This is a genomic window from Bacillus sp. cl95, assembly GCF_900115925.1.
GTDB lineage: Bacteria > Bacillota > Bacilli > Bacillales > Cytobacillaceae > Neobacillus_A.
Genome location: NZ_FOYF01000001.1, coordinates 283,516 through 299,114, shown reverse-complemented (window position 1 = coordinate 299,114; position 15,599 = coordinate 283,516). Strand labels below are relative to the sequence as shown.

Sequence of the window (15,599 nt, the reverse complement as noted above, 5' to 3'; positions counted from 1 at the left end):
GTAATTGGTAGCATATCAATAGTTTCGGAGTTTAGTTAAGAGGGAAATAACCCTGTTATAGAAAGATAGACGGGGGAATATCATGTTTAGAAAAATGAAAGTGTTTTTGATTGCATTTGGAATTATGACCAACATAGGCGTTCATAACGTGAATGCGGCAGAGAAAAAGCAAGTAATCTTGATTTCATTTGACGGAATGAGAAATGATCTGACCAAAAAATTTGTGAAGGAAGGAAAACTTCCTCACATCAAAAAATTAATGAAGCAGGGTACCAGTGCTACTCGTTCGCGCACAATCACACCTTCACTTACAGCTCCATCGCATGCAGCCATAGCAACGGGAGCGAGACCTAGAGAAACAGGTTTTGTGAGCAACCAGTGGCACGAAGAAGGGACAAAGCTAACGAATAAAAATAATGCTTTTAAACAAGAATTGGATGTTAGCCCGATATGGAAAGAGGCAAGGAAAAGTGGGAAAACGACTGCTACGATCATCTTCCCAGGTGCCAATCCTAAAACAGGCGAACAGGCTGATTACACCATTTTCTATGGAGACACATGGGCACAGAGCAAGTTGGAGGAATTAAATTTCATTCCTGCTCAAGGGTGGGAGTTTGAGGAAACGAGTTATAGCGAGCCGCAAGAAGCAAAATTCAATATAGATTTGGAAAAAATGGACGAAACTTCATATCATATGTTGGCAATCGACTCGACCGATGATCATAGATTAAACTATGATTCTTTCGTCCTTTCTACAGATAAGGTAGTGGATGAAACTGATGCCAAGATCAGTGGCAATATGTGGGGAAGCATGCCTGTTAAAGTGAAAGATGGAGAGTACGCGGGGTATTATTTTAAGCTTAAAAGTTCAGGAGAAAGTTTGTCGCAAATAAAAATGTATCGAACAGCTGTGACATCTGGAAGCATCCAAGGTCCGAGGGGATTTTCAGAAGATATTCACAAGAAGTTTGGTTTCTTCCCAGTCCAGGATGATACCAAGGCGTTGGTTAATGGTTGGATCACGAGAAAAGAATATGAAGAGGTAAGTACTCGTTTTACAGATTGGGTTTCGGATGTTTCCATATATATTAAACAGGAATACAAACCTGATTTACTTATGTATTACGCTCCGCAAATCGACCATGAACAACATGAATTCTTGCTTGAAGACCCGCGACAACCTGGCTATACAGAGAAGAAGGCTGAAGAAAATAACGAATATATAGAGTGGTCCTATAAAGTTGCCGATTCCATGGTTGGTCAGATGATGAGAAAATTAAAAGCTAATGATCAGTTATTCGTCGTTTCGGATCATGGTATGGAGCCTGCACACACTACTATTGAGCCGAACAAGATTTTGTTAGATGAAGGTTACTTAAAACTTACTGATGATGGAAAAGTCGATGTGAAAGAGTCTAAAGCTTATGCTGTAGCGAGCGGTTCGTCCGCAAATATCTATGTTAATTTAGAAGATCGAGAAAAAGGCGGGCAATTGAAAGAAAAAGAATATATTAAAACGAAATCAGAACTTATTAAACTCTTCAAAGATTATGAAGTACCCGTCTCAAAAGAAAAAGAAACCGTCGAATTCTATGTAGACGAATTGTTTGACCGCTTTTCAAATGATAAGCTGACAGGCGATTTCATTTCGAAAGCAGTGGGTGAACTGAACACCTATGCCATTAAAGATGAGGTAAAGCCATTTGAAAAAATAATTGAAACCTCCAAAAATAGGATGGCGAAACATGAGAATTTTGGGGATCTGTTAATCTTGACTGGTGAAGGATTTATTGTAGGACAAGGTCATAAAAAAGTGACACATCCTGCAGAGGAATTGGGTACACACGGAGGCGACCCAAATCGTGAGGCGTTAAGACCTGTTTTCTTTGCTATGGGAAGTGGTATTAAAAAAGGTAACCTTATTCATTCTGTCACGAACTTGGATGTGGCCCCGACTTTGTATCACTGTCTAGCCATTAAAGCACCCAAATTCGTAGAAGGACAAAATTTGAAGGGAATCTTTCAAAAATAGTATGGAGATTGGCTGGCGAACTTCGCCAGTTTTTTCTTTTTGCTCTCTTCTAAAAGATTGTTGTTTCTTAAATAAGTTTTGTGAAAGAATACCATATTTAAAGAAGCTGATTGGAGCGGAGGGCGCTTGACTCCTCGAAAATGCCTACGCTTTTTCTTCGTGCGTGGGTTATTTCTAGGAAGCTCATCAATGTCCTGGGGGATTAGCGTTACAGGGGAGACCCCGCAGGAGCGATAGCTACGAGGAGGCTCGACGAACGCCCCTAAGACAAATTTGCTTATTCGTACCGGAAAGCAAACGACTGGAGCGGAAATCAACAGGCCAGTTTAACAGAGCCTATTTGTTAAATAGAAACAAAGTTTACGAAAACAGCCTTTCTTTTTATCGCCACTGTAACATTTAAAGGCTGTTCAATTTATCGAATGAAAAAGCTCTTTATCTACGAAATGAGAGATGATTCTTCAGGATATTTTACAGTCCCTATTTCTAAAGTCATAGACTGTGGTTTGTAACAGATGAATATGATTAGAATATAAGAAACCAGTAAAATATTTGTAGACAAAGCATCAGGAAAGGTTAAAAATAAGGAGGAAAGGAGTTCATATGCACATTCAATCAATTGTAAATTTAATAGAAGAAGATCTTTTGCCTAATATAAATTTAATCGTGGAAAGTCCGTTCGATCCCATAATCGTTATTAACCATACAAAATCTTGGCGGACGATTGGAAGCGGGAATTATGCCGGTGTATTTGAACATCCGTCCATGCCTGGTATGGTCGTAAAAGTATATGGGAGAAATAAAGAGGAAATCAAAAATGAAATGGACGTTTATAAGCGATTAGGCGAACATGAATCATTTTCAACTCTTTACGCATATAGCGACAACTATCTTGTCTTGAAAAAGCTCGAAGGAATCACTCTTTTCAACGCAGTGATTAACGGAATAGCCATTCCTGAATCGGTCATTAAAGATATTGATCGCGGGCTCAAATACGCCAAAACAAGAGGATTAAATCCTTACGATGTTCATGGGAAAAACGTCGTTTTGCACAATGGTAAAGGCTACATCGTCGACATATCGGATTTCTATAAAAAGGGCTATTGCAGCAAATGGAACGATTTGAAAAAAGCATATTACAAAATATATAAACCATTTTTCTTAAAATGGCATCCACCCGTTCCGTTCATCGTGATGGAAGGAGTAAGAAAAGGTTATCGTTTTTATAAGAAGCTGAAGAGGGGGAACTCTACATGCTTTTCTTCAGAAAAATCTTTATAAGTGCAATGAAATTCCGTTATCGAACGCTTGTGATGTTCACTCTATTGTTTGTTGTGTTTAATGCATGGTTCATGTCTGTAATTGAACCTGAGACATTTGAGAACACCTTTCACGCAATGTGGTGGCTTTTAACAACGATGACGACGGTCGGATATGGGGACGTTTCCCCAACGTCCGAGTTCGGTCGAATCTGGGCAATGCTCGTTATCTACACCGTTGGGATTGGTCTCTTTGGAATGATTATCGGGCAGATTGTCGAGTCAGTCTCTCATTACAAGCGAATGAAGGAGGAGGGAAAATTGAACTATCGTGGAGAAAATCATTATGTTGTAATTGGGTGGACGGCTAAGTCCAAATCTACAATTAGAGAGTTGTTTGCAGGTGATAATTTGTCTGAAGTAGTGTTAATCGATGAGCTCGAAAAAACGCCTCTGGAACATGAGCGGTTTACATATGTGAATGGAAGTCCTACTGATTTTGAAACATTAAGAAAAGCAAGGATTGAAAAATCGAGAGCAGTTCTTTTGTTTGCGCCAGATGGTGTTACAAATTCCGATTTGGCAGACGGTAAAACGCTACTCGTTGCTTCTACAATTGAAAGTTATGATGATGAAACCGAAAATAATATTTACACAATTGCAGAAATCTTGAATGAAAAGCATGTTGGCAATTTCAAGCATGTCAAAATCGATGAATTTATTTTATCACAAGAGTCGGTATCGAACTTGATGGCCAAGTCTGCGCAAACAAAAGGTTCCAGTCATTTGTTTACGCAGCTTTTGAGCCATCAGGATGGTGAAAACGGCAGCGATCTTTGGGAAGTAACAACGAATCCAGCATGGAAAACCTATGGAGATGCATACGAAGATTTGAAGTCAAAAGGTGCTCAATTGATAGCAGACCGGAAAGACCTAAATATCATCAGAAAGTTGAATGAACCTATTCCAACTGATGCCGTATTGTTTGTAATCTGTGATAAGAAAACATTTCAATCCATATAAAAAAGGTGCCTTCCTGACATTTCAGGAAGGCACTATTAGATTTGAAAGTTAGTAGGTTAAACAACCTGCAATAACAATCCCAATCGAAATGGAAAGAAGCATCAAGAAGAATCCGACAGCACGGTTGTCTTCGTCGATGGATTGCGTCACGTTAAAATGCGGTGTAATCCACTCGGCAATATAGAACAGAACGATTTGAGCCAAAACACCAATTCCGCCCCATAAAAACATATCTGCTAAGGAAATGGAATTAGCAGCCGAAGAGTAAAGGACAACTGCCAAACCGACCAAACGCCCTCCAAGAACGTAACTCGCAGCAAGATTTCCGTTGGCCATCAATCTAAATTCTTTGTTTTTTGTTGTGATTTCCATTAAAACAAGGCCAATAACCAGTAAAAAAATACCTGTTCCCAGGTAAGCCAGGAAATTTAACATTTATTTCTCCTCCTTAGAATGAATGCCCACGGGCAAGAAGTAGGATTCATTACCTGTAATTTTTTCTCCGGCGCGTACGCCTATCGCACTTGATTTACCTGCAATCGTAAAAGAACCGATCAAGTATGACAATTCTTCCTCCCCTTTTTCCGTTTCCAGACGGATCTTAGGAAGGGAGATATATTGTTGAAAAACAGCCGTTTCATTTTCAAACGTTCGGATTTTATTTTTTAATAGTTCGCAATGATTTTGATCGTAAATCGTGATTGTATCGCCCTCTCTGCCTAAAGAGGGTTTTTTTACAAAAGCAGTACTTCCTAAGAAAGCATCTGCCTCTAAATAGGTTGGAAGCATATAGGTTTTAATAGCTTCACACTCTTCCTTTGTAAAAAAACGGCTTGCTTCAGCAAGTCCCCATATTAGAGCTTGAATGGTTTTTGGCTGTAATAAGAATGCAGATGGTGGATTCAAGATTGCAAGTTTTCCGCGTTTAACAAGTTCGAGAAGCTTGATGCCGGTTTTGTCGTCCGTTATAGGATCCTTGTCTTCAAGCATATGTTCTAAAGGATACGTTTGCCGATAAAGGACGTCAATAGGCAATCCGTCCGAATCTATGAGAGCGTCATCGCTTATTCGCAAATTCTGGAGCGGGATTAGCTGGTGTTCAACATTGCAAAATCCACTTAAGTATCGGATGGTATTCCAATCTTCAACGTGATCATGATGTGCGGTAAAGACTACATTTGGCTGGGCATTTCCTGCAACTAGCTTCGCACTCTCGAGGATTGCTTTATTGATTGCAGATGCTAATAGCGCTTCTTCATTTCTGTTAGGGTCAGAAAAGCCAAACTTCCTGGCGACGACACCGTTAATTTTAAAACATTCTTTAATGAATGTAGGCGTGTCACTATTGAATTCAAGAAGTTTTAAACCGTCAGTTGTGTTAACAAAATCAAAACGTCCAATGATGGTTTCCGGAAAAAACTGCTTCATCTTGATAAAAGCAAGTGATTCTGTTGGAAATCCGAGATCTAAGAGCTGTTCTTCGGGAAGTTGACGAAGCAGTCGGGCTGTTTTGCTGAAAATGGCCATCATGGTCTCTGTAGCAAGTTTGACTTTATCAATGAGTTCCTTCTTCAAAGGCAAAACATGGAATAAACTATATTCAGCATCGTTTATGTCGGACCAAAAGTCCGGTAATTGGCGGTAAAACTCTCGTCGTTGCTTTTGATAGTCATTCATTGGTTAGCCTCCAAAGCCACCTTTTGAACCGCTACCAATACCACCTTTAAAGCTTGATGATGATTTGTACGCTTTGTAAGCCGATGATTTCTTGAAAGCGCTGCGGCTTTTATAATAGGTTCCAGCGTAGAAATAATGTCCATGATAATGGGAATGGCTATCACCGCATTCCCAAACGCCAAGTTCATCATCCCAATCCCACTCGCTGCAACTATCTTCATCAGGTTGAGGTGGAAGGTCGTCGCTACAGGCTGATAATGCACCTGTGGATAGGGAAAGGACAATACCGGTTATCAATTTTTTTGTCTTATTCAAAGTATCACACTCCTAACTGGCAATATCTTCATTATAGAATTTATTCAGTAGAAAACAATGGTAGAATGGAAGAAAACAAAGGGAGGTCTTATTATGCGATTGGAATACCGCCTCGATGATGATGCTGCGGATTATCCAGCATTATGGCATTATCCTGATTTGACTGTTAGTGAAGTTGTCTGCAGAATGACATGTGAGTTTTTTATTAAGGATGCGCAAACATACAAAGTAACCCTTACGACAAAGGATGCAAAAGGCGATATCATCATCTATTTAAATAAAGAAGCCTTCGAGGATGAGCCTAGCCAGAAATACTTTGATTACATAGGTCTCGAATTTCGAGAAATGCTCGAGGGCGGTATGCAACGTGTAATTGAGTCGCGTGATTTGTTTGTTCACGACGATGCTCTGGCGATTCTCCATTGCGATTCCATTTTTATAAAAGGAAAAGAATTTCATCTCGATTCGCGCGAAATTGATGAGGATCGGAAATGCTATGTATATTATGGGACTTACGATAATAAATGACTTGATGACAGACCGTGCATTTATGTTAAAATAAACACTGGAAATTCTATTATGGACATGTAAGGAGTAGTGACATGGAAAAAGTACTCGTTTTCGGACATAAAAACCCGGACACTGATTCAATTTGTTCAGCTATCGCTTATGCTGAATTGAAAAAGAAATTAGGCATGGATGTTGAGCCGGTTCGTTTAGGTGAATTGAACGGTGAAACACAATATGCTTTAGAGAAATTCAATGCAGAAGTTCCACGCCTTGTTGAGACTGTTTCAAGCGAAGTGAGCAACGTAATTTTGGTTGACCACAACGAGCGTCAACAAAGCGCTAACGACATCGAAAAAGTTCGCATTATCGAAGTAATTGATCACCACCGCGTTGCGAATTTTGAAACAAGCGATCCGTTGTACTTCCGTGTTGAGCCAGTAGGCTGTACTGCGACTATTTTAAATAAGATGTACAAAGAAAACGGCATTGAAATTGCTAAAGAAACAGCTGGATTAATGTTATCTGCTATTATTTCAGATTCATTACTTTTCAAATCGCCAACTTGCACTGAGCAAGATATAGCCGCTGCAAAGGAACTTGCTGAAATTGCAGGCGTTGATGCAGAAGAATATGGCCTTGCTATGCTAAAAGCGGGTGCTGACTTAAGCGACAAGACAATCGCACAATTGATTTCACTTGATGCGAAGGAATTCCAAATGGGCAACAGCAAAGTTGAAATTGCTCAAGTAAACGCAGTTGACACAAACGATGTCATGTCTCGCCAAGCTGAGCTTGAGGAAGCATTGAATCAAGCAATCGCTGACAAGGGATTGGACTTGTTCCTGCTTGTGGTTACAGATATCTTGACAAACGATTCTGTTGCATTGGCACTTGGTTCAAAGACTGAAGCAGTTGAAAAAGCTTTCGGTGTAAAGCTTGCTGAAAACAAAGCAGTACTAGAGGGCGTTGTTTCTCGTAAGAAACAAGTTGTTCCACCATTAACTGAAGCTTTCGGAAATCTATAAAATACTGTGCGGAGGGGAGGAGATCCCCTTCGCTTTTTTTTTCGTATATATGCCTCAATTATGTACTTTTTGTGAAACTTGACAAATGTTAGCTCAAACTGGACAAATGTGTCGTCAAATTAGACAGATATTCAACCAAACTAGACGAATGTGCAAGGTTTTCATGAAAAGAAGTCGCTGGATGGGGTTCATGAAGTCGTTGTTTGTGTACTTTGAGTGACACTGGACATAGATTTGGACAAATTGGACAAAGAAGTAGCAAAAATGGATCAAGAAGTGTCATACCCCGGCAAACTGCCAACCCCTAAATTAATTCTTTCCAGTTCATGAAGGCATAACGTCGATATGTTATAATAGATTGTCGAAAAGTATGAGTTTTTGGAGGAAATAATGGCAGCTTACACGCCCATGATACAACAATATTTAAAAATCAAGGCAGAGTACCAGGATGCCTTTTTATTTTTTCGCTTAGGCGATTTTTATGAAATGTTTTTTGATGATGCGATAAATGCATCGCAGGAATTGGAAATTACGTTAACAAGTCGTGAGGGTGGCGGTTCTGATCGTGTGCCAATGTGCGGTGTTCCGTACCATTCTGCGCCTAACTATATTGAACAGCTGGTAGAACGTGGCTATAAAGTCGCGATCTGTGAACAAACTGAAGATCCGCGCCAGGCGAAAGGTGTGGTGAGACGTGAAGTCGTTCAATTAATCACACCAGGTACGGTCATGGACGGACGTGGCCTCAGCGAGAAAGAGAACAATTATCTTGCGGCGATCACTGCTTTCAATGATCAAACATTTGGGTTCGCATATAACGACCTTTCAACGGGTGAAAACCGCGTTACACTTTTAACCTCTGGCTTCGATGAAGTTCTGAATGAACTTGCCGTTCTGGGTGCAAAAGAAACGGTCATTGCGAGCGATTTTTCACCTGAATGGCAAAAGAAGTTACGCGAACGTGGTGTGCTCGCCATATCCATTGAAGATGAGACGAAGGCGGAAGAGCATTTTCTGCCACTGATGATCAATCTTAATCAGGATAAAATGGTTACCGCAGTCGCAAGAATGTTCCATTACTTGTACCGTACCCAGAAACGAAGCCTTGATCATCTTCAACCGGTAACCACCTATCAAACACATCACTTCATGAAGATAGACTATTTTTCAAAAAGAAACCTTGAACTTACCGAAACGATACGTTCTAAAGGTAAGAAGGGTTCATTACTTTGGCTGCTTGATGAAACGATGACGGCAATGGGTGGCAGGATGCTGAAGCAATGGATTGATCGTCCGCTTATTGATCGTCAGGAAATCGAACGCCGACATGGACTTGTCGAGGTATTGATTCAACAATACTTTGAGCGACAGGAACTACGTGAAAAACTAAAAGAAGTCTATGATCTTGAGCGCCTTGCTGGCCGCGTCGCTTTCGGTAATGTAAACGCACGTGATCTTGTGCAGTTGAAAAAATCTCTACTTCAAGTTCCACAGCTGCAAGCGATACTTACCCAGCTGACAGGAAATGAAGTGCAGGAAATTGCGGGACGCCTTGATCCTTGTGATTCAGTAACCGATCTATTAGAACGTGCCTTAGTCGAGAATCCGCCACTATCGTTAAAAGAAGGAAATATGATACGAGATGGATATAACGACCAACTAGATCAATACCGCTATGCGAGCCGTAATGGAAAGACATGGATTGCTCAGCTGGAGCGTGAAGAACGTGAAAAGACGGGAATCAAGAGTCTGAAAATCGGCTATAACCGCGTGTTCGGGTATTATATAGAAGTAACTCGTTCGAACCTTCATCTTTTACAAGAAGGTCAGTATGAACGTAAACAGACTCTCGCGAATGCAGAGCGTTTTATTACGCCAGAATTGAAAGAAAAAGAGACATTAATTTTACAAGCGGAAGAGAAAAGCGGGGAGCTGGAATACGCCTTATTCGCTGAAATTCGCGAAATGAGTAAGGAATATATCCCGAGATTACAAGCGTTGGCGAAAACAGTTAGCGAATTAGATGTCTTGCAATGCTTTGCCCAAGTGAGTGAAGACCGTAGATACGTAAAGCCTCAGTTTTCTGAGGAGCGTCGTGTCGCTGTTAAGGAAGGTCGTCATCCGGTCGTTGAAAAAGTGCTAAACGCGCAGGAATATGTTCCGAATGATTGTTTCATGGACAGGGAACGAGAAGCCTTGCTTATTACAGGTCCGAATATGTCTGGTAAAAGTACTTATATGCGTCAAATTGCGTTAACCGCAATTCTTGCTCAAATTGGGTGTTACGTTCCGGCAACAGAGGCAATTTTACCAATTTTTGACCAAGTGTTTACAAGAATTGGAGCAGCGGATGACCTCATTTCCGGACAAAGTACGTTCATGGTTGAAATGCTGGAAGCCAAAAATGCGATTGCGAATGCTACACAAAATAGCTTAATCTTATTTGACGAAATCGGCCGGGGTACGTCTACTTATGACGGTATGGCCCTGGCACAGGCAATTATTGAATATATTCATAACCGCATTGGTGCGAAAACGCTCTTTTCGACGCATTATCATGAATTGACGGTGCTTGAAGAAGAGCTTCCTAACTTAAAGAATATTCATGTAAGCGCAGTTGAACACAATGGCAAAGTCGTGTTCCTTCATAAGATTAAAGAAGGTGCAGCAGATAAGAGTTATGGTATACATGTCGCACAACTTGCAGAACTTCCTGAGGAACTCATTGAGCGTGCGAATGAAATTCTCTTATCTCTAGAGCAACAAGATCAGCAAGGAGCAGCAAAGATACAACCATCTTCTGCAAAAAAAGAAAAAGCAAAGCCGTTACAGCCTGTGGAGACGGTTAAGATTCAAGATGAAGACGCACAGCTGTCTTTCTTCGATGCAACAGTTACACCAACTCCAAAAGTGGAGCTTAACACGAAAGAAAAGAAAATCGTGGAGCAAATCAAAGGATTGGATATCCTTGATTTAACTCCTTTACAAGCAATTAATACATTGTACGAACTTCAAAAAAAGCTAAAGTCATAGAAATGGACAGGGAGGTGGCCATCAGTGGGGAAAATCATTCAGTTAGATGATGCATTGTCGAATAAAATCGCGGCCGGAGAAGTGGTTGAGCGACCCGCATCTGTCGTGAAAGAATTAGTTGAAAATGCGATGGATGCCGGCAGTACGGTGATTGAAATCGATGTTGAAGAAGCGGGGCTTGCAAAAATCCGCATCACCGATAATGGAGAGGGCATCGCAGAGGATGATGTTCTGACCGCCTTCCAGCGCCATGCAACAAGTAAAATCAAAGACGAAAACGACCTATTCCGAATTCGCACTCTAGGGTTCCGAGGGGAGGCGCTGCCGAGTATTGCCTCCGTATCACGACTGGAAATGAAGACATCAACAGGTGAAGGTGCCGGTCATCGCGTTGTAATTGAAGGCGGGAAAGTAGCCGTTTTTGAAAAATCGTCCAGTCGTAAAGGGACGGATATTGCCATTACTGATTTATTCTTCAACACGCCTGCACGACTGAAGTACATGAAAACCATTCATACAGAACTCGGAAATATTACCGATGTCGTAAACAGACTCGCACTATCCCATCCCGAAGTATCTTTCCGACTGATTCATAACGGCCGAAAGTTGCTTCATACAAATGGAAATGGGGATGTGCGCCAAGTACTGTCAGCTATTTACGGTATGAACATCGTGAAAATGTTGCATCCAATTTCTGCACAATCGCTTGATTTCCGCATTAGTGGTTTCGTTTCAATGCCGGAAGTAACGAGGGCATCGAGAAACTATATTTCAACGATGATAAACGGACGTTTTATTAAAAATTATCCACTTGCAAAAGCGATTCAAGAAGGTTACCATACGCTGCTTCCAATCGGTAGATATCCTATCGTTCTTCTCAATATCGAGATGGATCCACTTCTTGTGGATGTGAATGTACATCCATCCAAAATGGAGGTGCGTCTGAGTAAGGAATCTGAACTGAATGAGCTCATTACAAGTACAATTAAGCAGTCGTTCAAAACAAAGGAACTGATTCCTTCAGGCTTTACGCCAGCGAGAAAAGAAAAACCGCAATCTGAGCAAACGTTTTTTTCTTTGGATGGTCATGATGCACCCGAAGAAAAACCAACACCGGGAGTTCAAATGCCGTACATGGGATCTCAAACGGAGGGGTCGGTTACTCGAATTGAACCAAGAGAGATTGCTAGAGATTCCTTTTTACAGGTAAAGGAGACTGTTAGCGAAGTTCTCCAAGCAAAACCTTTAACAGATTCTTATCGAATAGACGAAGAAGATTTTGATGCGTCTTTGGTTGAGGAAAACAAAGAGGAAATGGCGGTTTTCGAACCAGAACAGCCTGAAGTGCCAAGCCGAGTCCCAACGCTTTTCCCAATCGGTCAAATGCATGGTACGTACATTTTGGCTCAAAACGAAAAGGGGCTTTATATTATTGATCAGCACGCCGCACAGGAACGCATCAAGTATGAATACTTCCGTGAGAAGGTAGGACAAGTCGAAAGTGAGCTTCAAGAAATGCTTGTTCCCTTAACATTCGAGTATTCTACTGATGAGTGCTTGAAAATCGAAGAGCATAAGCATGAGCTTGAAAAGGTCGGTGTCTATTTAGAGGAATTTGGAATGAATAGTTACATCGCGCGAGCTCACCCTCAGTGGTTCCCTAAGGGAGAAGAAAAGGAAATTATCGAGGACATGATTGAACAGTTGCTTTCAATGAAGCGAGTTGATCTCAAGAAATTACGTGAAGAAGCGGCAATTATGATGAGTTGTAAAGCTTCTATAAAAGCCAACCACCATTTGCGAAATGATGAAATTCAAGCGCTTCTCGATGAATTGCGACGTTCCTCTGATCCATTCACTTGTCCGCATGGACGCCCAATCATTGTTCACTATTCGACATATGAAATGGAAAAAATGTTCAAACGTGTCATGTAATAATCCTTTACAGAGAAACCCCCACAGCATATGCTGTGGGGGTTTAAGGTATGATATAGAATTTATTATCTTACAGCCGTATGAAGCTTGTCGATGAACTTTAGAGCTTTTCCTGTACCGATGGCAACAGATTCTAATGGACTTGGAGCAATATGGACTGGAACGACAATTTCTTCGCTCAACCAATCTTGCATGCCGTTAAGCAAAGCGCCACCGCCAGTTAAGATAACCCCACGGTCGACAATGTCACCGCTTAGCTCTGCTGGACTATCTTCAAGTGTCGCACGAACCGCTTCAAGAATGTGTAATAATGATTCCCTCATTGCTTTACTAATTTCATGAGATGATAAAGTGATGGTTCTTGGCAATCCTGTCATGAGGTCACGACCACGAATATCCATCGTCTTTTCTTCATGATCAACAAGAGCATAACCAATTTCCATCTTTATTCTTTCGGCTGTACGCTCACCAATTAAAACATTGTATTTTTTACGTACATATTGAACGATATCGTCATCAAGACGGTCTCCGGCAATTCGTATAGAATTACAAGCGACTACACCGCCGAATGAGATGATTGCTACCTCAGTTGTACCGCCACCAATATCAACTACAACGTTTGCTACAGGCTCGTCCACAGGCATACCTGCTCCAATGGCAGCTGCTACTGGTTCTTCTATTAAGTGAACTTTCTTTGCACCCGCATTTCTAACAGCGTCATGAATGGCACGGCGTTCTACACTGGTGGAACCTGACGGTGTACAAACCACCACATTTGGCTTACGAATCGCAAAGCCTAATTTCTTGGAAGCTTTTTTCATAATATGCTTAAGCATTTCAGTGGTAACATCAAAATCTGCAATGACACCATCTTTCAATGGTCTGATTGCAACGATTCTTCCTGGAGTCTTACCTATCATTTCTTTTGCTTCTGTTCCTACTGCCAATACATTCTTTGTTTCTGTATCAATGGCCACTACTGATGGCTCATTAAGTGCGATGCCTTTATTTTTACTATATACAAGGATATTTGCTGTTCCTAAATCGATTCCAATTTCAGAAGTTGAAAACATATTCTCACTCACCCAATTCTCTAATTTTGTACATGATAAGTTTCTTAAAAGACTACCATGAGAATGGGGGTAATGGACCATTTGTAAATAAACCGTTATTCAATTGTAAAATAAGAAGAAAATTTTACATGTTGTGGACAATAAAGGGAAATGTATAAAAAAAGCTTTTATAGACAATAATAGTTTGATGGTTAAACTGCTTTCAGATTTTATGGTACGATAGAAGATATCGTTTAGATTTTGCGATAAACGGTATGTTAGCAGTTTTTGAAAAAGGTAGTGTGAAGGATTTGAAACAGAAACTTGTGGTCATAATCGGACCGACAGCAGTGGGTAAAACAAACTTAAGTATACAACTTGCCAAACGGTTCAATGGTGAAATCATTAGCGGTGACTCGATGCAAATCTATAAAAAGATGGATATCGGTACGGCGAAAATTACTCCAGAAGAAATGCAGGGAGTGCCTCACCATTTAATCGACTTGAAAAATCCGGATGAGAGTTTTTCGGCAGCGGAATTTCAGGAACTTGTGAGGGAAAAGATAACGGACATTACCAATCGCGGAAAGCTTCCTTTTATCGTAGGTGGAACGGGTTTATACATCCAATCCGTTATCTACGATTATCAATTCTCAGATGTAGTTGCAGATGAAAAGTTCCGTAGACAACTCGAAGAGAAAGCCGGAGCCGTGGGATATGAAGCCATTCATCAGGAATTGGCAAACATTGATCCTCAAAGTGCTTCGCAAATTCATCCTAATAATATCCGTCGCGTGATTCGAGCTCTAGAAATATATCATTGCACAGGTAAGACAATGACGGAGTATCAAAGTAAACAACAGCCTGAAATGATGTACGATACTGCACTCCTAGGTTTAACCATGGATCGAGATTCTTTATATGAAAGAATAAACCGCAGAGTAGATATCATGATGGATGCTGGACTTGTAGAAGAAGTAAAAGGCTTATACGAAGAAGGCTATCGAGACTGTCAATCCATACAGGCAATCGGGTACAAAGAGCTTTATGATTACTTCGATGGAAAGGTAGCTCTAGAAGATGCAATCGAGAACTTAAAGCAAAATTCTCGCCGATATGCAAAAAGACAGCTGACGTGGTTTCGAAATAAGATGGATGTGGAATGGTATGATATGTCTGATTCAGACGGTGCCACAAAAAAATTGGAGCAAATTTCTCAATATATTGAAGGAAAGCTTCAATTAAAATCGAATACATAGTATTAGAGATAAAAGAGGAGGATTCACACATGAAAACACCAGTAAACATTCAGGATCAATTTTTGAACCAGCTTAGAAAAGACTGCACGAGCGTTACCGTATTCCTATTAAATGGATTCCAATTAAGAGGTCAAATAAAGGGGTTTGACAACTTTACAGTTCTTTTTGAGTGTGAAGGCAAGCAACAACTCGTTTTCAAGCATGCCATCTCAACATTCGCTCCTCAGCGAAATGTCCAGTTGGATATGGATGGCCAATAATATATAAGACTCTGAACCTGCCAATGGGCAGGTTCTTTTTATGTTAAAAGAAGGCTGTTATCGCATAGATTGTTACTTTTTCGATTAAACCAACAACACGTATAGATTCTTATTTCGTGCTCTTTTCCTCAATATGAAATTCTAAACTCTAATTTCCTGGTGGTATAAGGATTGAAAAAGCCCTAGTGCCAGCTTTTTCTTGTTCGAATAACAACAAAG

13 protein-coding genes are annotated in these 15,599 nt (G+C 40.6%); 9 read left to right on the top strand and 4 right to left on the bottom strand.

Translation table 11 applies throughout. The features are described 5' to 3' along the window. Positions 1-82: 82 nt before the first annotated feature. The 3 genes from BMZ31_RS01535 to BMZ31_RS01525 all read left to right on the top strand — a co-directional run bounded on the left by BMZ31_RS01535 (position 83) and on the right by BMZ31_RS01525 (position 4,314). Positions 83-2,032 carry an alkaline phosphatase family protein gene (locus BMZ31_RS01535; protein WP_090829964.1) on the top strand — a complete coding sequence of 650 codons (1,950 nt, stop codon included), beginning with the start codon at positions 83-85 and terminating at the stop codon, positions 2,030-2,032. 603 nt (positions 2,033-2,635) lie between these two features. Next, positions 2,636-3,313, top strand: a complete 678-nt coding sequence (locus BMZ31_RS01530) for a protein kinase family protein (RefSeq protein ID WP_090829963.1) — start codon at positions 2,636-2,638, stop codon at positions 3,311-3,313. Next, positions 3,286-4,314, top strand: a complete 1,029-nt coding sequence (locus tag BMZ31_RS01525) for a potassium channel family protein (protein WP_090829962.1) — start codon at positions 3,286-3,288, stop codon at positions 4,312-4,314. Before BMZ31_RS01530 ends, BMZ31_RS01525 begins: the two co-directional genes overlap by 28 nt. A 48-nt stretch (positions 4,315-4,362) precedes the next feature. Here BMZ31_RS01525 and BMZ31_RS01520 read toward each other — a convergent pair whose 3' ends face one another. From BMZ31_RS01520 to BMZ31_RS01510, 3 genes are read right to left on the bottom strand one after another with little or no spacing between them, the layout of a single operon-like run. After that, positions 4,363-4,749 carry a DUF350 domain-containing protein gene (locus BMZ31_RS01520; protein WP_090829961.1) on the bottom strand — a complete coding sequence of 129 codons (387 nt, stop codon included), beginning with the start codon at positions 4,747-4,749 and terminating at the stop codon, positions 4,363-4,365. Beyond that, positions 4,750-5,991 carry a glutathionylspermidine synthase family protein gene (locus BMZ31_RS01515; protein ID WP_090829960.1) on the bottom strand — a complete coding sequence of 414 codons (1,242 nt, stop codon included), beginning with the start codon at positions 5,989-5,991 and terminating at the stop codon, positions 4,750-4,752. Positions 5,992-5,994: 3 nt separating this feature from the next. After that, positions 5,995-6,306, bottom strand: a complete 312-nt coding sequence (locus tag BMZ31_RS01510) for a hypothetical protein (RefSeq protein ID WP_090829959.1) — start codon at positions 6,304-6,306, stop codon at positions 5,995-5,997. Positions 6,307-6,399: 93 nt separating this feature from the next. Here BMZ31_RS01510 and BMZ31_RS01505 point away from each other — a divergent pair, with 93 nt between their 5' ends. The 4 genes from BMZ31_RS01505 to mutL all read left to right on the top strand — a co-directional run bounded on the left by BMZ31_RS01505 (position 6,400) and on the right by mutL (position 12,809). Continuing rightward, complete coding sequence (locus BMZ31_RS01505) at positions 6,400-6,834, top strand: hypothetical protein (protein WP_090829958.1); 435 nt, start codon at positions 6,400-6,402, stop codon at positions 6,832-6,834. Positions 6,835-6,908: 74 nt separating this feature from the next. Then, positions 6,909-7,841: a manganese-dependent inorganic pyrophosphatase gene (locus BMZ31_RS01500; protein WP_090829957.1), complete on the top strand. Its 933-nt coding sequence runs from the start codon at positions 6,909-6,911 to the stop codon at positions 7,839-7,841. Between the two features lie 390 nt (positions 7,842-8,231). Beyond that, positions 8,232-10,874 carry a DNA mismatch repair protein MutS gene (mutS, locus tag BMZ31_RS01495; protein WP_175477974.1) on the top strand — a complete coding sequence of 881 codons (2,643 nt, stop codon included), beginning with the start codon at positions 8,232-8,234 and terminating at the stop codon, positions 10,872-10,874. Positions 10,875-10,898: 24 nt separating this feature from the next. Then, entirely contained in the window at positions 10,899-12,809 is a 1,911-nt protein-coding gene (gene mutL / locus BMZ31_RS01490; protein WP_090829956.1) for a DNA mismatch repair endonuclease MutL, read from the top strand. Positions 12,810-12,874: 65 nt separating this feature from the next. Here mutL and mreBH read toward each other — a convergent pair whose 3' ends face one another. After that, a complete protein-coding gene (gene mreBH / locus BMZ31_RS01485) occupies positions 12,875-13,882 on the bottom strand; it encodes a rod-share determining protein MreBH (protein ID WP_090829955.1) in 1,008 nt (335 codons plus the stop codon). Between the two features lie 254 nt (positions 13,883-14,136). Here mreBH and miaA point away from each other — a divergent pair, with 254 nt between their 5' ends. Next, positions 14,137-15,120 (top strand): tRNA (adenosine(37)-N6)-dimethylallyltransferase MiaA, encoded by a 984-nt coding sequence (gene miaA, locus BMZ31_RS01480; RefSeq protein ID WP_090829954.1) that lies wholly within the window; start codon positions 14,137-14,139, stop codon positions 15,118-15,120. A gap of 29 nt (positions 15,121-15,149) precedes the next feature. Then, on the top strand, positions 15,150-15,380 hold the full coding sequence (gene hfq, locus BMZ31_RS01475; RefSeq protein ID WP_090829953.1) for an RNA chaperone Hfq: 231 nt from the start codon (positions 15,150-15,152) through the stop codon (positions 15,378-15,380). The last annotated feature ends 219 nt before the right edge of the window (positions 15,381-15,599 follow it).